Here is a 19293-nt window from a genome sequence, read left to right on the forward strand (position 1 = left end):
TCAGGCCACGGGGCAGGTCGCGTCTTCGGCCAGCACGATGAGCGGATCGCCCGCGTTCACCGGTTTGCCGGGCATGCAGCGGATCGCAACCACCGTCCCCGAGGCCGGCGCGATGACGGACAGCTCCATCTTCATGGCCTCGACCACCACCAGCGTGTCCCCGGCCGATACGCTCTGGCCCACCTGCACCGGGATCTTCCAGATGTTGCCGCACATGTCGGCGCTGACCAGGCTTTCACCTTCGCGCAACGCCGCCTCGGCTTCGGGTTCGGGCGCAGCGGCCGCTTGCTCCACCGCCGCGTCCTCGCTTTTCCACAAGGCCACCTCGGCGTCGAAGGCGCTCTTCTGGCGCGTCTGGAACGCGGCAATGCTGTCGGCCTCTTCATCCAGGAAACGCTGGTGCGCGGCGAAATCGAACACCTCTTCCTCGATGCGGACCGTGGCCCGGCCTTCGCGGAAGTCCTCGCGCAGCACATCGAGTTCGGCTTCCGTCACCGGATAGAAGCGCACCTGATCGAAAAAGCGCAGCAGCCAGGGCTTGCCGTCCTGGAACACCGGATTCTTCAGGAACTTGTTCCAGATGGGCAAGGTGCGTCCGACCAGCTGATAGCCGCCGGGCGAATCCATGCCGTAGATGCACATGTAGACCCCGCCTATGCCTACCGTGCCTTCCGCCGTGTAGGTGCGCGCCGGGTTGTACTTGGAGGTCAGCAGACGGTGGCGCGGATCTATCGGCACCGCGCAGGGCGCGCCCAGATACACGTCGCCCAGCCCCATGATCAGATAGCTGGCGTCGAACACGACGTCGCGGACCTGCTTGCGGCTGGCCAGGCCGTTGATGCGCTGGATGAAGTCCACATTGTTCGGCAGCCACGGCGCGCTGGCGCGCACGGTTTCCTGGTAGCGCTGCACCGCGCCCAGCGTGGCCGAGTCCTCGAATGCCATGGGCAGATGGACCACGCGCGTAGGCACCTTGAGCGTGGCCACGTCGGCCAGGCCCGCCTCGATCCGCAACAGCCGTTCTATCAGCGCGCCCTGCAGGATGACGCGGCTGTCGTAGCGGATCTGCAGCGAGCGCACGCCGGGGGACAGCTCCAGCACGCCGGGGATGGGATCGGCGTCGAGCGCACCCATCAGCAGATGGATGCGCATGCGCAGCGCCAGGTCCAGCACGTTGTCGCCGTATTCCAACAGCAGGTAGCCGTCGCCCGCCTGGCGGTACGAGACCGCGGGCCGCGCGCCCTGCGCCGGCAGCGCCGCCACGATGGGTTCCGCCACGGCGGCTGGCGCCGCGGCTTGCGCGGGCTGCGCGGGCGCCGCCAGTTCGGCCACGCAACGGTCCTGCGCCGCCTCCAGCGCCACCGCCTGCTGATAATCGATGCGCACGAAGCGGATCCGGTCGCCCGGCTTGACCTGCCCGACCTTCCACAGTTCCGCGCGGGCGATGGTGACGGGGCAGACGAAGCCGCCCAGGCTGGGACCGTCGCGCGTCAGGATGACGGGGCTGTCGCCGGTGAAGTTGATGCTGCCGATGGCGTATTCGCAATCGTGGATGTTGGACGGATGCAGGCCGGCCTCGCCGCCGTCCTCGCGCGCCCAGGTGGGCTTGGGGCCGATCAGGCGCACGCCCAGCCGGTTGGAGTTGTAGTGCACTTCCCAGTCCGCGGCGAAGAAGGCTTCGATGGCTTCGGGCCGGAAGAAGTCCGGCGCGCCATGCGGGCCGTAGAGCACGCCGATTTCCCAGGTGTTGTCGTAGGCTGGAATCAGCGCGGCGGGCGCCGCCTGCGGCTCGGACACGGGCGCGGCGGCGTCATCGGCAAGCTCGGGCCGGATCAACGGCAGCATGTCGCCCACGCGCAGCGTGCGGCCCGCATGGCCGCCGAACTGGCCCAGCGCGAAGGTGGAACGGCTGCCCAGGTAGACCGGCACGTCCAGGCCGTGGCGCACCGCCAGGTAGCTGCGGCAGCCCGACAGCGCGCGGCCGGTGGCCAGCACCTGGCCCGAACGCACCGCCACCGGCGTCCACATGGGCACGGGTTCTCCGTCCAGCGTGGCGGCGCAGGTCGCGCCCGTCAGCGCCACGACGGCATCGCCATGAAAGCGCAAGGTCGGGCCGACCAGCGTGGCCTCGATGCCCGCCGCGTCGGACGCGTTGCCGACGATGCGGTTGGCCATGCGGAAGGCATAGTCGTCCATCGGCCCCGAGGGCGGCACGCCGATGTCCCAATAGCCCACCCGCCCCGGATAGTCCTGCACGCTGGTGTAGGTGCCGGCGGCCAGCACCTCGATCGCCGCGGGCCGGTAGGCGAAACTCTCCAGGAAGCGCGTAGACAGGTCGCCTGCGCGAAAACGCGCGTCATCCACGATCTGCCGCAGATAGTCCAGGTTGGTGGCAATGCCGTGCAGGCGCGTGCGGGCCAGCGCGTGCGCCAGCTTGTCCAGCGCGGCCTCGCGCGTATCCGCATGCACGATCAGCTTGGCCAGCATGGGGTCGTAGAACGCCGGCACCTCGGTGCCGGTCGCGACCCAGCCGTCCACCCTCACCCCTTCCGGAAAGAACACCTCGGTCAGCGCGCCCGGCGAAGGTTGGAACTGGCGCAACGGATCCTCGGCATACAGGCGCACCTCGATCGAAGCGCCTTGCGGCGCGCGCGACATCGCGGCGTAGTCCAGCGGTGCGCCCGCGGCCACGCGCAGCATGCACTCCACCAGATCCAGGCCGGTGACGGCTTCCGTCACGGGGTGCTCGACCTGCAGGCGGGTATTGACCTCCAGGAAATAAAAGCTGTCCCGCGCCGGGTCGTAGATGAATTCCACCGTGCCAGCCGAACGGTAGTTGACCGACTCGCCCAGCCGCACGGCGGCGGCGTGCAGCGCCTGGCGCGTGGCGGCGGGCAGCAGCGGCGCGGGCGTCTCTTCGATGACCTTCTGGTTGCGGCGCTGCACCGAGCAATCGCGCTCGCCCAAGGCCAGCACGCGGCCGGCGCCATCGCCGAAGATCTGCACCTCTACGTGGCGCGCGTTGTCGACGTAGCGCTCGATAAAGGCGCCGCCGTCGCTGAAGAAATGCTCGCCCATGCGCTGCACGCTATCGAAGGCCGCGGTCAGCTCGGCCTCGTTGTCGCAGCGCGAAAGTCCGATGCCGCCGCCGCCCGCCGTGCTCTTCAGCATCACCGGATAGCCGATGCGTTCGGCCTGCGACAGCGCGGCGCCCAGGCTGTCCAGCAGGCCGGTGCCAGGCGTCATCGGCACGCCGGCCTCGGCCGCCAGTTCGCGCGAACGGTGCTTCAGGCCGAACTCGCGGATCTGCAGGGGCGTGGGGCCGACGAACGCGATGCCGGCGTCCTCGCAGGCCTGCGCGAACTCGGCGCTTTCGGACAGGAAGCCGTAGCCGGGATAGATGGCCTGCGCGCCATGCTTGCGGGCGGCCGCCAGCAACAGGTCCATGCGCAGGTAGCTGTCGGCGGCCTTTTCGCCGCCCAGCGCCACGGCCACGTCGGCCGCGCGCACGTGCGCGGCATTGCGGTCCGGGTCGGAGTAAACGGCCACGCTGCGGATGCCCAGCCGCTTGAGGGTGCGGATGGCGCGGACGGCGATCTCGCCGCGGTTGGCAATCAGAACGGTATCGAACACAGTGCGACTCCCTGGTGTCTTGCGGGGGTTATCGAAAGCGGAGATCAAGCCAGGCTGGCCAGATAGGCGCGCCAGCCGCCAAACTCCGTGATGTCGCGCGCGCCCTCCAGCCCGCGCGGCTCGCAAATGAAGCCCTTGACCTGGCGGCCATCCGCCAGCTCCAGCGTGCCGATGCCCAGCGGCGCGGGGATCTCGGCCACGAAGGCGCCGAAGGCAGCCAGCGGCACATCCCAGAGTTCGACCTCGATGGGCGCGCCGCTCGCGGACTTCACCAGGCCGGGCTTGGGCGGCGTGGTATTGGCCAGGGCATACAGGCGGTAGTCGTCCGAGGTGCGCGCCGCCTCGACGAACACGGCGCGGCGCGAGGTCAGTTGGTGGTTCAACGGCATGCCGCGCAAGTGCGCGCCCACCACCGACACCCGCACCGTGTCGCGCGCGGGCGGGGCCGCATGCCCGGCCGCGGGCAGCGGCGCGCCGGTGGCGCCCAGCGGCAGCGCCAGGCGCGCCTGCCACTGGCGTCCGAACTGCGCCAGCGCGTGGTCCTGCCAGGCCATGCCGATCAGCGTGATGCCTGCGGGCAGGCCGTCGCCGCGCATGCCCGCAGGCAGCGCCAGCGCCGACAGGTCGGCCAGGTTGGTGAAGTTGGTGTAGGTCCCCAGCCGCGAATTCAGCGTCACCGGATCGGCTTCGAGCTGGGCGATGGTGTAGATCGAAGGCGTCGTCGGCACGACCAGCGCATCAAAGCCCGCCAGCGCCTGATGGATGCTGCGCGTCAGCTCGGCGCGCCGGTACTCGGCCTTGAACGCGTCCAGCGCGCTGTAGTTGGCGGCCTGTTCGACGATGCCGCGCACCACCGGATGGATGGCGTCAGGGCTCTGCTTCCACAACGCTTCCACGGCGGCAAAGCGCTCGGCCACCCAAGGCCCTTGATACAGCAGCGCCGCCAGCTCGTTGAACGGCGTGAAGTCGATGGGTTCGACCGTTGCGCCGCCCGCCTTGAGGTCGCTCACGGCCTGGTCGAACGCCGCCGCTGCCTGCGCATCGCCAAAGAACTCCAGCTGCGCGGGAATCGCCAGCCTGGGTTGCGCCGGCCAGGGATGTCCGCTGCCCACAGGCTGGGCGCGCGAATAGGGATCGCGCGCATCCCAGCCTGCCGCAATGTCGGCCACCAGTTCGGCGTCGTCCACCGTCAACGCGAACACCGACACGCAGTCCTGCGTGCGGCAGGCCGGCACCACGCCTGCCGCGCTGAGCCTGCCCTTGGTGGGCTTGAGGCCGACGATGTTGTTGAAGCCTGCCGGTACGCGGCCCGAGCCCGCCGTGTCGGTGCCCAAGGAGAAAGCGGCCAGGCCGCGCGCCACCACGGATGCGGAACCCGAACTGGAGCCGCCGCTGACGTAGTCCGGATTGAACGTATTGGGCACCGCGCCCAGCGGCGAACGCGTACCCACCAGTCCGGTGGCGAACTGGTCCAGGTTGGTCTTGCCCACCAGGATGGCGCCGGCCGCGCGCAGGCGGCGGACCACGGTCGCATCTTCCTCGGGCGTATACGCGAACTCAGGGCAGGCCGCCGTGGTGGGCCAGCCGGCGGCGTCGATGTTGTCCTTGATGGCGAACGGCACGCCATACAGCGGCAGCCGCGTCAGGTCGCCGTTGGCCGCTTCCAGCAGCCCCTGCAGGGCATCGAGCTGCCGCGCCAGCATGGCGCCGTCCACGCGCTTGATCCAGGCCGTGTCCGGCGGGCTGCCGCGTTCGGCCCAGGCCGCCAACAAGGTCTCGGGCGTGGCGCCCTCGTTGCGATAGGCGGCCTGCCACTGCGCGATCGTCCAGGCGACGGGGCCTTTGTGCGTTGCTACGGCGTTCATGCTGGAATCCTTTCTTGTATACAAGTACGGATTCCCAAGCAATCGGCGTGCCATGTTGGCCGCCGCTGCGCGCACGCCCCTGTTCCCTGCGGCAACGCGCCGCTTGCGGCCTGAAGCCATCACGGCGGCGCGGCACGCGCGCACCGCCAGCGGGCGGCGCCCGCACCCATGTTGTGCATACGGCACCAGATCGGCCCCAGCCCGCTCCCGCGCTGTTATCGCCGGCGTCCGTCTTGTTTTCACCCCTTCATATAGCGAACCGCGCGTAGCCGCGCAGCTGGCATGCCTTTTGCTTTTAGGTCTTCGTTGTCGTGTGTTTTCAGATCGTTCTCGCCGGCACGGCCGGCCCATTCCATTCAGGAGTCACCATGAAACGCAGACTAGCCCTTAAGCAACTGACCGCCGTGAGCCTGTTGGCCATGTCCGGATGGATGCCGCAGGTATACGCCGCCGAGGACACCATCAAGGTCGGCATCCTGCATTCGCTGTCGGGCACGATGGCGATCTCGGAAACGTCGCTCAAGGACGTGGCCCTGATGACCATCGACGAAATCAACGCCAATGGCGGCGTGATGGGCAAGAAGCTCGAAGCCGTGGTGGTGGACCCGGCGTCAAACTGGCCGCTGTTTGCCGAGAAGTCGCGCCAGCTGCTGTCCCAGGACAAGGTGGCGGTTGTCTTCGGCTGCTGGACCTCGGTGTCGCGCAAGTCCGTGCTGCCGGTGTTCAAGGAACTCAACGGCCTGCTCTTCTACCCCGTGCAATACGAGGGCGAGGAACTGGAGAAGAACGTGTTCTATACCGGCGCCGCGCCCAACCAGCAGGCCATACCCGCCGTCGAATACCTGATGAGCGAAGACGGCGGCGGCGCCAAGCGCTTCGTGCTGCTGGGCACCGACTATGTCTACCCGCGCACCACCAACAAGATCCTGCGTGCCTTCCTGCATTCCAAGGGCGTCAAGGACAGCGACATCGACGAGGTCTATACGCCCTTCGGCCATTCCGACTACCAGACCATCGTCGCCAACATCAAGAAGTTCGCCACCGGCGGCAAGACCGCCGTCATCTCCACCATCAACGGCGACTCCAACGTGCCCTTCTACAAGGAGCTGGGCAATGCCGGCCTGAAGGCCACCGACGTACCGGTGGTGGCATTCTCGGTGGGCGAAGAGGAACTGCGCGGCGTGGACGCCAAGCCGCTGGTGGGCCACCTGGCGGCGTGGAACTACTTCCAGTCGGTCAAGAACCCCGTCAACGACGCCTTCATCCAGAAATGGAAGGCCTATGCCAAGGCCAAGAACCTGCCCAACGCGAATACGGTGGTGACCAACGACCCGATGGAAGCCACCTACATCGGCATCCACATGTGGAAGCAAGCGGTGGAACAGGCCAAGACCACGGACGTGGACAAGGTGATCGCAGCCATGGGCGGCCAGAAATTCAACGCGCCCGACGGCTACACCATCGAAATGGACAAGACCAACCACCACCTGCACAAGCCGGTCTACATCGGCGAGATCAAGGCGGACGGCCAGTTCAGCGTGGTGTGGAAAAGCAAGGGTCCGATCCGCGCCCAGCCCTGGAGCCCGTACATCCCGGGCAACGAAGGCAAGCAAGGTCTCTAACGCACCGGGAACAAGCAGCCATGCGCATCGCGGCATTCGCACTCTACTTGCGTCGTTTCCTGCTGGCATGGCTGGTGTCCCTGCCGCTCGCGGCCGCCCCGGCGGCGGCAAGCGGCGTGGACCCAGCCCTGCTGGCGCCGCTGGCCGGCGACGACACGGACGCCAAGCTCCAGGCGATTGCCGCGCTGGGCCAGTTGCCCGAACCCGAAGCGGCAGCGGTGCTGCAGGCGCTGGGCGAGGACCGGCTCTATGCCGCCAATGACGGCCGCGTGCTGATCGGCAACGGCGGCACGCGCGCCATCGATGCGGCGACGGGCGCCGCCGCCGAGCTGCCCGCGGACGCGGGCTCCATCGGCATCAACAACCGCCTGCGCCGCGCCATCGAGGCCGCGCTGGCGGGTTCGCGCCTGTATTCCGAGCAGCCCGCCGAGCGCCTGGCTGCGGCGCGCCGCCTGCAGCAGACCGGCGACCCGGCGCGCCTGCCCATGCTGGAAAAAGCATTGGCATCGGAAAGGAACGAAGCCGTGCGCGACGCGTTGCTGATCGCGCAGGCCAACCTGGAGTTGAAAAGCAACGATCCCGCCAAGCGCCGCCATGCGGTCGAGGTGCTGGGCGCCACCCGCAACGCCGCGTTTCGTCCCACCCTGGCCGCGCTGGCCGAGGCGCGCGACGGCGCTTACGCCGAACCCGATGCCGGCGTGCGTGAAGCTGCCGGCCGCGCGCTCAAGCAGATCGACCGCCACCTGGCCACCATCGAATGGGCCGGCAATCTGTTCTACGGCATCAGCCTGGGCAGCGTGCTGCTGCTGGCGGCGCTGGGCCTGGCCATCACCTTCGGCCTGATGGGCGTCATCAACATGGCGCATGGCGAACTGCTGATGATAGGCGCCTACGTGACCTACGTCGTGCAGACGGCGTTCCGCGCCTGGCTGCCGGGCTGGCTGGACTGGTATGTGCTGGCGGCGCTGCCGCTGGCCTTTGCCGTGACGGCGCTGGTCGGCATGGCGCTGGAGCGCACCGTCATACGCTGGCTCTATGGCCGGCCGCTGGAAACGCTGCTGGCCACCTGGGGCATCAGCCTGATCCTGATGCAGGGCGTGCGCACGCTGTTCGGCGCGCAAAACGTGGAGGTGGGCAATCCCGGCTGGATGTCCGGCGGTGTCACGGTGCTGGGCGGACTGGTGCTGAGCTACAACCGCCTCGTCATCATCGGCTTCGCCTTCTTCGTGGTGTTCCTGGTCTGGGCGCTGCTGAACCATACCCGCCTGGGCCTGTTCGTGCGCGCCATCACGCAGAACCGCCGCATGGCCGACTGCGTGGGCGTGCCCACCGGCCGCGTCGATATGCTGGCCTTCGGCCTGGGCTCTGGCATCGCCGGGTTGGCCGGGGTGGCGCTGTCCCAGCTGGGCAATGTGGGGCCGGACCTGGGCCGCGGCTACATCGTCGATTCATTCATGGTGGTGGTGCTGGGCGGCGTGGGCCAGTTGGCCGGCACCGTCATCGCCGCGCTGGGCCTGGGCGGCGTCAACAAATTCCTGGAGCCTTACGCGGGAGCCGTCATGGCCAAGATCACCATCCTCGCGCTCATCGTGCTGTTCGTCCAAAAGCGGCCGCAAGGCCTGTTCGCCCCCCGCGGCCGGAGCGTCGAATGAAACAGAACGCGCTGACTGACCTGAATCTGCTGACCCGCCGCCCGCTGTACTCGGGCCGGGTCTGGGCGGCCCTGGCCGCGGCCGTGGCGCTGCTGGCGCTGCTGCCCTTGCTGAATCTCGCTTTCCCGCCCGGCCATGCGCTGCATGTGTCGGCCTATGCCGTGGCGCTGCTGGGCAAGTTCATGTGCTACGCCATGGCGGCGCTGGCGCTGGACCTGGTGTGGGGCTATGCCGGCATCCTGTCGCTGGGACACGGCCTGTTCTTCGCGCTGGGCGGCTATGCGCACGGCATGTACCTGATGCGCGCCATCGGCCGCGACGGCGTCTACCAGAGCGACCTGCCCGACTTCATGGTGTTCCTGGACTGGAAGAGCTACCCCTGGTACTGGTCCTTTACCGAGCACTTCTGGTACGCCATGCTGCTGGTCGTGCTGGCGCCTGGCGTGCTGGCCTTCGTGTTCGGCTACTTCGCCTTCCGCTCGCGCATCAAGGGCGTGTACTTTTCCATCATCACGCAGGCGCTGACCTTCGCCGCCATGCTGCTGTTCTTCCGCAACGACACCGGCTTTGGCGGCAACAACGGCTTCACCGACTTCAAGCGCATCCTGGGCTTCGACATTACCGCGCCCGGCACGCGCGCGGCGCTGTACTGGATCACGCTGGCCGCGCTGGCGGGCGCGCTGGTCCTGGCGCGCGCGGTCACGCAGAGCAAGCTGGGCCGCGTGCTCACCGCCGTGCGCGACGCCGAGAGCCGGCTGCGCTTCATCGGCTACGACCCGCTGGGCTTCAAGCTCTTCGTCTGGACCCTGTCCGCGGTGCTCTGCGGCATCGCCGGCGCGCTCTACGTGCCGCAGGTCGGCATCATCAACCCCAGCGAGATGTCCACCGAGACCTCGATTGAAATGGTGATCTGGGTCGCCACCGGCGGACGCGGCACGCTGGTCGGCCCCATCATCGGCGCGGGCGCCGTCAACGGCCTGAAGACCTGGTTCACCAGCGTGCTGCCGGAATTCTGGCTGTACGCGCTGGGCCTCATCTTCGTGCTGGTGACGCTGTTCCTGCCCACCGGCATCGTCGGCCTGGCGCGCCGCATCTCCGCCCGTATCCAGGGGAACAAGGCATGAGCAGCACGCACATCGAATCCGCCGCGCTCGACGGCGGCCCCAGCGGCGATGCCGGCTACGGCCGCGTCAGCCCCAAGGGCCTGGACACCAGCCACGGCGCCATCCTCTACCTGGAAGGCATCACCGTCAGCTTCGACGGCTTCAAGGCCTTGAACGACCTGACGCTGGACATAGGCGTGGGCGAGCTGCGCTGCATCATCGGCCCCAATGGCGCGGGCAAGACCACGATGATGGACGTCATCACCGGCAAGACCCGGCCCACGGCGGGAACCGCCTACTTCGGCCAGAGCATAGATCTCACCACCCTGAACGAAGCCCAGATCGCGCATGCCGGCATCGGCCGCAAGTTCCAGCGGCCCACGGTGTTCGAGCAGCACAGCGTGTTCGAAAACCTGGAGCTGGCGATGAAGACCGACAAGCGCGTGCGGCCCACGCTGTTCGCGCGGTTGAGCGGCGAACAGATCGACAAGATCGGCGAGACGCTGGACCTGATCCGGCTGCGGCCCGAGGCGGCGTTGCCCGCCGGGCTGCTGTCACACGGACAGAAACAGTGGTTGGAGATCGGCATGCTGCTGATGCAGGAGCCGCAACTGTTGCTGCTGGACGAGCCGGTGGCGGGCATGACCGACGCCGAGACCGAACGCACCGGCGAGCTGCTCAACGAACTGCGCGGACGCCATTCGCTGATGGTGGTGGAACACGACATGGACTTCGTCAACCAGATCGCGGGCGACGGCAAGGTCACGGTGCTGCACGAAGGCTCGGTGCTGGCCGAAGGACCGATGAGCAAGGTGCAGGCCGATCCGCGTGTCATCGAAGTCTATCTGGGGCGCTGAGATGCTGGACGTGAACGCGATCGACCAATACTACGGCGGCAGCCACACGCTGCGCGGCGTCTCGCTGTCCTTGCGCCAGGGCGAATGCCTGGCGCTCTTGGGGCGCAACGGCGTGGGCAAGACCACCCTGCTCAAATGCGTGATGGGCGTGCTGCCGGTGGCGCACGGCAACATTGCCTTCGACGGCGCGGACGTCACGCGCCTGGCGCCGCACCAGCGCGCCGCGCGCGGCATGGCCTATGTGCCGCAGGGCCGCGACATCTTCGCCCGGCTGACGGTGGAAGAGAACATCCTGATGGGCATGGCGACCAAGCCGGCGGCGCGCGCCCGCCGCATCAAGGAAGAGGTGTACGAACTGTTCCCGGTGCTGCGGACCATGCTGTCGCGCCGCGGCGGCGACCTGTCCGGCGGCCAGCAGCAACAGCTGGCCATCGCCCGCGCCCTGGTGGCCGAGCCCAAGCTCATCATCCTGGACGAGCCCACGGAAGGCATACAGCCGTCCATCATCAAGGACATCGCCCGCGTCATCCACATGCTGCGCCAGCGCGGCGACATCGCCATCCTGCTGTGCGAGCAGTACTTCGACTTCGCGCGCGAACTGGCGGACCATTTCGTGGTGCTGTCGCGTGGCGTCGTGGTGGCGCGTGGAGACCGCGCCGCCATCGACGGCGAGGACGTGCGGCGACATCTGTCGGTCTAGGACGGATACGAAATCGCATTTTTCACCGAGGGGCTCTGGACGGCGGCCCCAACTGCTCCGATATAATCGGGCGCCATGTGCTCCGCTGCCTACCTGACCCGCCCCGCCGTGTGGATCGCGCTCGTCGCGATCCTGTGGGCGTCGTTGGCGCCGTCGCTGGCGAATGCGCTGAGCCTGTCTCCGGCCAGCCACAACGCCCATCGCATCAGCGTCGACTTCTGCACCAGCGAAGGCGCGGGGCAAGCCTCCCTGACCCTGGAGGTGCCGGGCGGCAACGATAACGGCACCCAGGCGGACAGTCACGGCGACAGCCATCACTGCCCGCTGTGCCGCAACCCCAATGCCGACGTGGGCATACTGCCCACGCCTGTTCCCGTCGTGCCTGCTCCTCTCGGGCGCGCCATCACCTATCCGCCGCTGTTCTTCCTTGCGGCGCATCCTCTTCATGCCTGGAGCGCGGCCCAGCCGCGCGCACCGCCAGCGGTCTGAGCCTGCGCGCCCCGTCGCCTGATGGCGATCGCTGCGCGCCGGTACGCCGTCACCCCATCGCCACGTTGCGTCCGCGCCCCCCGCGCGTGCGCACGCGTGCCGCCATTCAGGCTCATGCGCTCCGGCCAGTCCCGTCCGTTCCAGGCGGGGCCTTCCTGGCGCGCGGGCCGGACCACCGGTTCCAGACATGAAGAAAACCACGACCTACACCCTGCTGCTGGGCGCGCTCGCCAGCGGCTCCGCCCAGGCCCTGACCACGGAACCCGCCGTGCCCACCCTGGCGCCCACCACGGTGCACGGCGCCGCCGCCGAAGAGCCCGCGCCCAACGGCCCCATCGACCTGAACGTACGCGACAGCACCGGCAGCCGCCTGGGCCTGACCCTGCGTGAAACGCCGGCCAGCGTCACCGTGATCTCGCGCGAACAAATCGAGGCGCGCGGATCCTTGAACACGCAGGAGATCGCCCGTGGCATCCCAGGCGTGGACAATGCCTCGCCGCCCGGCAACGCGGGCGCGGTCAGCTACCGCGGCTTCGCTGGCGGCCAGGTCTCGCAGCTGTTCAACGGCATTTCCGTGCAGTACGACTCCATCGCCGCGCGGCCGGTGGACAGCTGGATCTACGACCGGGTCGAAGCCATCGGCGGCCCCTCTACCTTCCTGTTCGGCGCGGGCGCGGTGGGCGGCGCCATCAACTACGTCACCAAGCTGCCCGAGCGCGACACCTTCTACGACGGCCAGCTGCGGGTGGGATCGTTCGACAGCCGCCAACTGTCGGTGGGGCTGAACCAGCAACTGGCGGGCGAACCCGGCGGCCGCGGCCACTATCTGCGCATCGACGCCAACACCGGTTCCAGCCACGGCTGGGTCGATGGCAACCATTCCCGCGCCAGCCAGGTCGCCGCCTCGCTGCTGTCCGACCTGGGCGCGGACGTGACCCAGACCTTCGCCTTCGAGTACCAGCGCGAACAGGTCGACCGCCCCTACTGGGGCACGCCGCTGAAAACCGACGCCAACGGCGTGGTGCAGGGCACGGGCCGCATCCTCGATGGCACGCGCTTCAAGAACTACAACGTCAACGACGGCCTGTACGAGCAGTCGGTGCTGTGGGCGCGGTCGCTGACCGAATGGCGCGCCGGCTCCAATCTGACCTTCAAGAACACGCTCTACTACTACCGCGCCGAACGCGATTACCGCAACCTGGAAAACTACCGGCTGAACGCCGGCAACAGCCTGGTGCTGCGGTCCGGGGCGCTGTTGCAGCGCCACGAACAAAGCCTGATCGGCAACCGCGTGGAAGGCCTGTACCGCTCCACCCTGGCCGGCCTGCCCAGCGACTGGTCCTTCGGCGTGGACGTCAGCCAGAACAAGATCACGCGCTATCCCACCAGCCTGCCCGGCCAGGTCGACGCGGTCGATCCCTACGACTTTTCGCCCGGCGATTTCTACGACATCCCCGGCATGAAGCGCGGCCACGTCGCCGACCGCGACAACCGCATCCGCACGCTGGCGCTGACCATGGAAAACCGCACCACGGTGCTGCCGGGCGTGGCCATCGTATCGGCATTGCGCAAGGACTTCATCGACCTGGACCTGACCAATCGCCGCGCCGTCACCGCGGCCTCGCCCGCCAGCGCGCAGCGCAGCTACTCGCCGCTGACCGGGCGGCTGGGCGTGAACTGGGAGCTGAGCCCGGAGGCCTCGCTGTATGCGCAGTACGCCACCGCGGCCGATCCCCCCTCGGGCATCCTGGCCACCGCCTCGTTCGCCGACGTGCTGAACAATGACAAACTCACCACCGGCAGGCAGGCGGAAGTCGGCGGCAAGTTCAACTTCTGGGACGGCCGCGGTTCGGCCACGGTGGCGCTCTACGAGATCAAGCGCAAGAACATGGCGACCTCGGACCCGAACAACCCCGGCGTGAGCGTGCCCGTGGGCGCGCAATCGGCGCGCGGCATCGAACTGGCCGGCGGCCTGCAGCTGACGTCCCAGCTGTCCTTGCAGGGCAACGTCGCCTTCGTCGATCCCAAGTACGACGATTTCTCGCAATCCGTGGGCGGCGTGGCGGTCTCGCGCAACGGCAACGTGCCCACCAATACGCCGCGCCGCCTGGCCAACGTCTGGCTGGACTATGCCTTCCTGCCCGACTGGACCGCCAGCATGGCCGCGCGCTACGTGGGCCGCATGTACGCCGACGCCGCCAACAGCGTCTGGACGCCGTCCTACACCGTGTTCGACGCGGCGCTGTCGCACCGCATCAACCGCAACCTCAGCGTAACGGCCCGCGTGCGCAACCTGACCGACAAGGTCTACGCCGCGAACGCGACGCCGACCATGTACTACCTGGGCGCGCCCCGCTCGTTCGAGCTCACCTTGCAGGCCCGCTTCTGAGCGGCGTGCCAGGACAGACCGCCATGAACACGACGCTCCCCCCCTCGACCCGCCATCGCGCCGGGCCGCCGCTGTCGGCGCGCGCCAAGCGCTGGCTGTACCTGATCCATCGCTGGGCAGGCATCGTGCTGTGCCTGTTCTTTGCCATGTGGTTCATCTCTGGCGTGGTGATGATGTACGTGGGCTATCCCAAGCTCACGCCGCAGGAACGCCTGGCGCACCTGCCCGCGCTGGATTCCGCGGCAATCACCGTCACGCCCGCGCAGGCGCTGGCGGCGGCGGGAGCCAAGGACTCCGCCGGCATGGTGCTGGCCGCCGCGCGCGGCGGCGCGCCGGTCTACGTGATTCCCGGCGAGGCGCGGCGCGCACCCAGGATGGTGGACGCCGCCAGCGGCGCGCTGTTGCCCCCGGCCGACGCCGCCACCGCGCTGGCCACGGCGCAGGCCTGGTCCGGCGGACAGCACGCCGCCCGCTATCTGGGCACGGTGGACGAAGACGCCTACACCCATTCGCGCGCGCTGGGTCCGGACCGGCCGCTGCACCGGTTGGACCTGGACGATCCCGCGCATACGCGGCTCTACATCTCGTCCGCCACGGGCATGGTGGTGCTGGACGCCACCCGCGCCGAGCGCATCTGGAACTACGCCGGCGCCTGGATCCACTGGCTGTATCCATTCCGCGGCAATGCGCTGGACGGCTGGTGGCACGACATCGTGGTGTGGCTGTCGGTCGCCGGGGTGCTGCTGGCCGTGACGGGCACGGTGGTCGGCATCCTGCGCTGGCGCTTCTCGCGGCCCTATTCCAGCGGCAGCCGCTCGCCCTACCGCGAAAACATGATGCGCTGGCATCATTTGAGCGGCCTGCTGTTCGCGGTCATCACCATCACCTGGATCTTCAGCGGACTGATGTCCATGAATCCGTGGAAGCTGTTCAGCACGGGCGCGCCACCCTTGGCGCAGGCGGCCTATGCCGGCGCGCCGGGGGAAACGCTGGCCGCGCCCGGTGAGCTGATCGCCGCCCTGCCGGCCGCGCCGCGCGAATTGCGCTGGGCCCGCGCCGATGGCCAGGACGTAGTGCTGGCGCGCAGCGCCGCTGGCGCCCCGCTGGTGCTGTCGGCCGGCAACGCGCAGCCCCATGCGTTCGACCCGGCGGCCTTGCGCGCCGCCGCCGCCCGGCTGGTCCCCGGCGCCCGGCTCGCCAGCGCCGAAACGCTGCAGGCCTACGACTTCTATTACTACGCCCGCGACGAACACGCGATGCTGGGCCATGTCGAGAAGCCGCTTCCCGTCTGGCGGCTGGCCTATGACGATCCCCAGGCGACCTGGGTCTATCTGGACCCGCGCACGGGACAGATCGTGAGCCGGCAGGACAGCGGCGCGCGCACCAGCCGCTGGCTGTTCGCCTTCCTGCATAGCTGGGACTGGACCGGCCTCCTGGCGCGCCGCCCGCTGTGGGACGTCCTGCTGGTGTTCCTGAGCCTGGGCGGCGCGGCGCTCAGCCTGACAGGCGCGGTGATAGGCTGGCGGCGGCTGGGCAAGAAGCTGCGCGCCTGAAGCGCGGGCGCGGATGCACTATGCTCACAGCCTTGCATGACGATCTACCGGAAAGAGGAGCTTCCATGTCCGACGTAACCATCTATCACAACCCCAAGTGCGGCACCTCGCGCAACACCCTGGCCATGATCCGCAACGCCGGCATCGAACCGGAAGTCGTGCTGTATCTGGAAACGCCGCCCTCGCGCGCCACCCTGAAGGCGCTGTTCAAGAAGGCCGGCGTCAGCGTGCGCGAGGCCCTGCGTGAAAAGGGCACGCCCTATCAGGAACTGGGCCTGGACGACGCGTCGCTCTCGGACGATGCGCTGCTGGACGCGATCGAGCAGCACCCCATCCTGCTGAACCGTCCCTTTGTCACGACGCCGCTGGGCGCGCGCCTGTGCCGCCCGTCGGAACTGGTGCTGGACATCCTGCCGGCCCCGCAGCAAGGCGCCTTCGCCAAGGAAGACGGCGAAGCCGTGATCGACGCGCAGGGCAAACGCATCCAGAAGTAAAAGGACGCGGTCCGCGGCCTTTTGTAAGCGGACTGACGGCTGGGATCATTACCATCGCGGCAATCGTTTCATTACGCCGCGATGACAATTCATGAATTCCCTTGAAAGCCTCAACCAGTCCCTTTTTCTTTCGATCAACGCCGACCCGGCCACCCCGATCTGGCAGATCCACGCCGCCATGCTGGTGGCGAACCGGCTGATCCTGCTGGTGCCGGCCGTACTGGCCGCCCTGTGGCTGTGGGGCGGCCGGCCGCAGCGCGACATGGCGCTGAAGGCGTTGGCCAGCATCGCCTTGGCGCTGTTCGCAAGCTACCTGTGCGGCGCGCTCTGGCCGCACGCGCGCCCCTTCGTCCTCGGCCTGGGACATGCGTTCTTCCCGCACAAGGCGACGTCCTCGTTTCCCAGCAATCACACCATCATCATCGCCACGCTGGCGTTCGCGCTGATCTACGACCGGCGCTGGGCCGGATGGGGCTGGCTGGCGCTGGCCGCGGCCGTCCTGGTCGGTGCCTCGCGCGTCTACCTGGGCGTGCACTTCCCGCTGGACATCCTGGGCGGACTCCTGCTGGCGCCGCTGGCCGCCGGGCTGACCGCCATGGCATGGCGCCGCTGCGGCGAGCCCCTGACAGGCGCGGCGCAGGGCCTGTACCGCAAGGCGCTGGCCCTGCCGATCGCGCGCGGCTGGATCCGCGCCTGAAGGCGCGCCGCGCTCAGTTGATCGCGACCTTGGCGTCCTTGACCAGCTTGGCGTAGTTCTCGGTATCCGTGCCGATGCGCGCCTTCATCTCGGCAGGCGTATCACCGATAGGCACCGCGCCTATTTCCGCCATCCGCCGCGAGAAGTCGGGCGAACGGATGATCTTGACCATCTCGGCATTCAGGCGCCCGACCACGTCCGCCGGCGTGGCCGCCGGCGCCAGCACGCCGAACCAGGTCCCCATGTTGAAGGGTTTGAGGCCGGCTTCCTCCATGGTCGGCACATCGGGCAGCGCGGCCGAACGCTGATTGGTGGTGACCGCCAGCGCGCGCAGCTTGCCGCTCTGGATGTGCGCCAGCACCGGCGTCACGGTGTCGAAGGACATGTCGATCTGGCCGCCCAGCAGGTCGGTCGTCAGCGGGCCGCTACCCTTGTAAGGCACATGCAGCAACTGCACATGCCCTTCCTTTTCGAACTGCGCGCCGATCAGGTGTTGTCCCGTACCCATGCCGTTCGAGCCATAGGTCAGCTTGCCCGGCTGGCCTTGCGCCAGTTTCAGCAGCGACTTCACGTCCTGCGCCGGCAGCTTGGGATTGACCACCAGCACGTTGGGCACCAGGGCCACGGTAGTCACCGGCGCGAAATCCTTCTGGAAGTCGTAATGCAGGCTCTTGTAGACGCTGGTGGCGATGGTGTGGTGCACGGCGCCCATCAGCAGCGTATAGCCGTCGGGCGCAGCCTTGGCCACGTAATCCGCGCCCAGGGTCGAACCCGCGCCCGGCTTGTTCTCCACCACCACGGGCTGGCCCAGGCTCTTGGCGAGCTCCTGGCCCAGCGCGCGCGCCAGCACGTCGGTGGTGCCGCCGGCCGGAAACGGCACCACCAGGTTCACCGGCCGGGCCGGATAGCCCTGCGCCTGCGCGCCGCCGGCGATGGTCAGGCCCGCCAGGCAGGCCAGCGCCAGGACGCGCGCGGGTATCGTTCTCTTGTGCATGCTTGTCTCCTCGGTACGAATGGAATTCGCTTGTTGTCGTGGATCCCGCGGCGGGCCTGGGGTCTCGCGCCCCGGTCCCGCTGCGGGTCTGCTTCGGGTCTGCTGCGGGTCTGCTACGCCTATGCGGCCTTGGCCCTGCCCGCAGCCGCCAGCTTCGCGCACACGGCTGCCGTGACCTGCTCCGTGGTGGCGGTTCCGCCCAGGTCGCCCGTATGCAGAGAGGGATCGGCGGTCACGCTTTCGATCGCCTGCATCAGCCGCGCCGCGGCCTGCGTCTCGCCCAGGTGCTCCAGCAGCATGACCACGGACCAGAAGGTGCCGACCGGGTTCGCCAGGCCCTTGCCCATGATGTCGAAGGCCGACCCGTGGATGGGTTCAAACATGGAGGGATAGCGGCGTTCCGGATCGATGTTGCCGGTGGGCGCGATGCCCAGGCTGCCGGCCAGCGCCGCCGCCAGGTCGCTCAGGATGTCGGCGTGCAGATTGGTGGCGACGATGGTGTCCAGCGATGCCGGGCGGTTCACCATGCGGGCGGTGGCCGCGTCGACCAGTTCCTTGTCCCAGGCCACGTCCGGAAACTCGCGGCTCACCTCCAGGGCGATCTCGTCCCACATGACCATGGCGTGGCGCTGCGCGTTGGACTTGGTGACCACCGTCAGCAGCTTGCGCGGACGGGATTGCGCCAGCTTGAAGGCGAAGCGCAGGATGCGTTCGACGCCCGCGCGGGTCATGATGGACACGTCGGTCGCGGCTTCCAGCGGATGGCCCTGGTGCACCCGGCCGCCCACGCCGGAGTATTCGCCCTCGGAGTTCTCGCGCACGATGACCCAGTCCAGCTGGCCAGGCGCGCAGCGCTTGAGCGGCGCGTCGATGCCGGGCAGGATGCGCGTCGGGCGCACATTGGCGTACTGGTCGAAGCCCTGGCAGATCTTCAGCCGCAAGCCCCACAGAGTGATGTGGTCGGGAATGTGCGGATCGCCGGCCGAACCGAACAGGATGGCGTCCTTGCCGCGTAGCGCGTCCAGGCCGTCGGCCGGCATCATCACGCCGTGCTTGCGGTAATAGTCGCCGCCCCAGTCGAAATCCTCGAACTCGAAGCTCAGGCCGCCGTCCCGGGCCAGTTCCTGCATGATGCGCTGTCCGGCCGGAATCACTTCCTTGCCGATGCCGTCGCCGGGGATGGTTGCGATGCGATAGGTCTTCATATGCCGACTGGGCTCCTTGCTGGTGGAATGCTGTCGGCAC

14 protein-coding genes are annotated in these 19293 nt (G+C 68.4%); 10 read left to right on the forward strand and 4 right to left on the reverse strand.

What is annotated here, in order from left to right:
* Positions 1–3633, reverse strand: coding sequence for an urea carboxylase (uca, locus tag ACZ5YA_RS15415; protein ID WP_464092728.1), 3633 nt, complete (start codon positions 3631–3633; stop codon positions 1–3).
* A gap of 44 nt (positions 3634–3677) precedes the next feature.
* Positions 3678–5498: an allophanate hydrolase gene (atzF, locus tag ACZ5YA_RS15420; protein WP_187774084.1), complete on the reverse strand. Its 1821-nt coding sequence runs from the start codon at positions 5496–5498 to the stop codon at positions 3678–3680.
* A gap of 368 nt (positions 5499–5866) precedes the next feature.
* Between atzF and urtA the strand changes: the two genes are divergently transcribed.
* The 10 genes from urtA (at position 5867) to ACZ5YA_RS15470 (ending at position 17054) form a co-directional block, all read left to right on the forward strand.
* A complete protein-coding gene (gene urtA / locus ACZ5YA_RS15425; RefSeq protein ID WP_059377801.1) occupies positions 5867–7120 on the forward strand; it encodes an urea ABC transporter substrate-binding protein in 1254 nt (417 codons plus the stop codon).
* A 20-nt stretch (positions 7121–7140) separates the two neighbouring features.
* Positions 7141–8772, forward strand: a complete 1632-nt coding sequence (gene urtB / locus ACZ5YA_RS15430; protein ID WP_464092729.1) for an urea ABC transporter permease subunit UrtB — start codon at positions 7141–7143, stop codon at positions 8770–8772.
* The gene (gene urtC / locus ACZ5YA_RS15435) at positions 8769–9896 is read left to right on the forward strand and encodes an urea ABC transporter permease subunit UrtC (protein ID WP_059377789.1); all 1128 of its coding nucleotides are present in this window, start codon (positions 8769–8771) and stop codon (positions 9894–9896) included. Before urtB ends, urtC begins: the two co-directional genes overlap by 4 nt.
* The gene (gene urtD, locus ACZ5YA_RS15440; protein ID WP_059377787.1) at positions 9893–10732 is read left to right on the forward strand and encodes an urea ABC transporter ATP-binding protein UrtD; all 840 of its coding nucleotides are present in this window, start codon (positions 9893–9895) and stop codon (positions 10730–10732) included. The genes urtC and urtD overlap by 4 nt, the downstream gene beginning before the upstream one ends.
* Before the next feature lies 1 nt (position 10733).
* Positions 10734–11432 carry an urea ABC transporter ATP-binding subunit UrtE gene (urtE, locus tag ACZ5YA_RS15445; RefSeq protein WP_059377784.1) on the forward strand — a complete coding sequence of 233 codons (699 nt, stop codon included), beginning with the start codon at positions 10734–10736 and terminating at the stop codon, positions 11430–11432.
* A 75-nt stretch (positions 11433–11507) separates the two neighbouring features.
* Positions 11508–11921, forward strand: coding sequence for a DUF2946 domain-containing protein (locus ACZ5YA_RS15450; protein WP_251881010.1), 414 nt, complete (start codon positions 11508–11510; stop codon positions 11919–11921).
* 187 nt (positions 11922–12108) lie between these two features.
* Positions 12109–14310, forward strand: coding sequence for a TonB-dependent receptor (locus ACZ5YA_RS15455; RefSeq protein ID WP_059377781.1), 2202 nt, complete (start codon positions 12109–12111; stop codon positions 14308–14310).
* 23 nt (positions 14311–14333) lie between these two features.
* Positions 14334–15863, forward strand: coding sequence for a PepSY domain-containing protein (locus tag ACZ5YA_RS15460; protein ID WP_464092730.1), 1530 nt, complete (start codon positions 14334–14336; stop codon positions 15861–15863).
* A gap of 65 nt (positions 15864–15928) precedes the next feature.
* Complete coding sequence (gene arsC, locus ACZ5YA_RS15465) at positions 15929–16357, forward strand: arsenate reductase (glutaredoxin) (protein ID WP_118934816.1); 429 nt, start codon at positions 15929–15931, stop codon at positions 16355–16357.
* A 91-nt stretch (positions 16358–16448) separates the two neighbouring features.
* The gene (locus ACZ5YA_RS15470; RefSeq protein ID WP_059377774.1) at positions 16449–17054 is read left to right on the forward strand and encodes a phosphatase PAP2 family protein; all 606 of its coding nucleotides are present in this window, start codon (positions 16449–16451) and stop codon (positions 17052–17054) included.
* Between the two features lie 13 nt (positions 17055–17067).
* Here the strand turns inward: ACZ5YA_RS15470 and ACZ5YA_RS15475 are convergent, their stop codons facing one another.
* Both ACZ5YA_RS15475 and ACZ5YA_RS15480 read right to left on the reverse strand, forming a co-directional pair.
* The gene (locus ACZ5YA_RS15475) at positions 17068–18048 is read right to left on the reverse strand and encodes a Bug family tripartite tricarboxylate transporter substrate binding protein (RefSeq protein WP_059377772.1); all 981 of its coding nucleotides are present in this window, start codon (positions 18046–18048) and stop codon (positions 17068–17070) included.
* Between the two features lie 119 nt (positions 18049–18167).
* Positions 18168–19253, reverse strand: a complete 1086-nt coding sequence (locus tag ACZ5YA_RS15480; RefSeq protein ID WP_059377770.1) for a tartrate dehydrogenase — start codon at positions 19251–19253, stop codon at positions 18168–18170.
* Positions 19254–19293 lie beyond the last annotated feature (40 nt).

Source organism: Achromobacter sp. JCM 18799 (assembly GCF_055395645.1).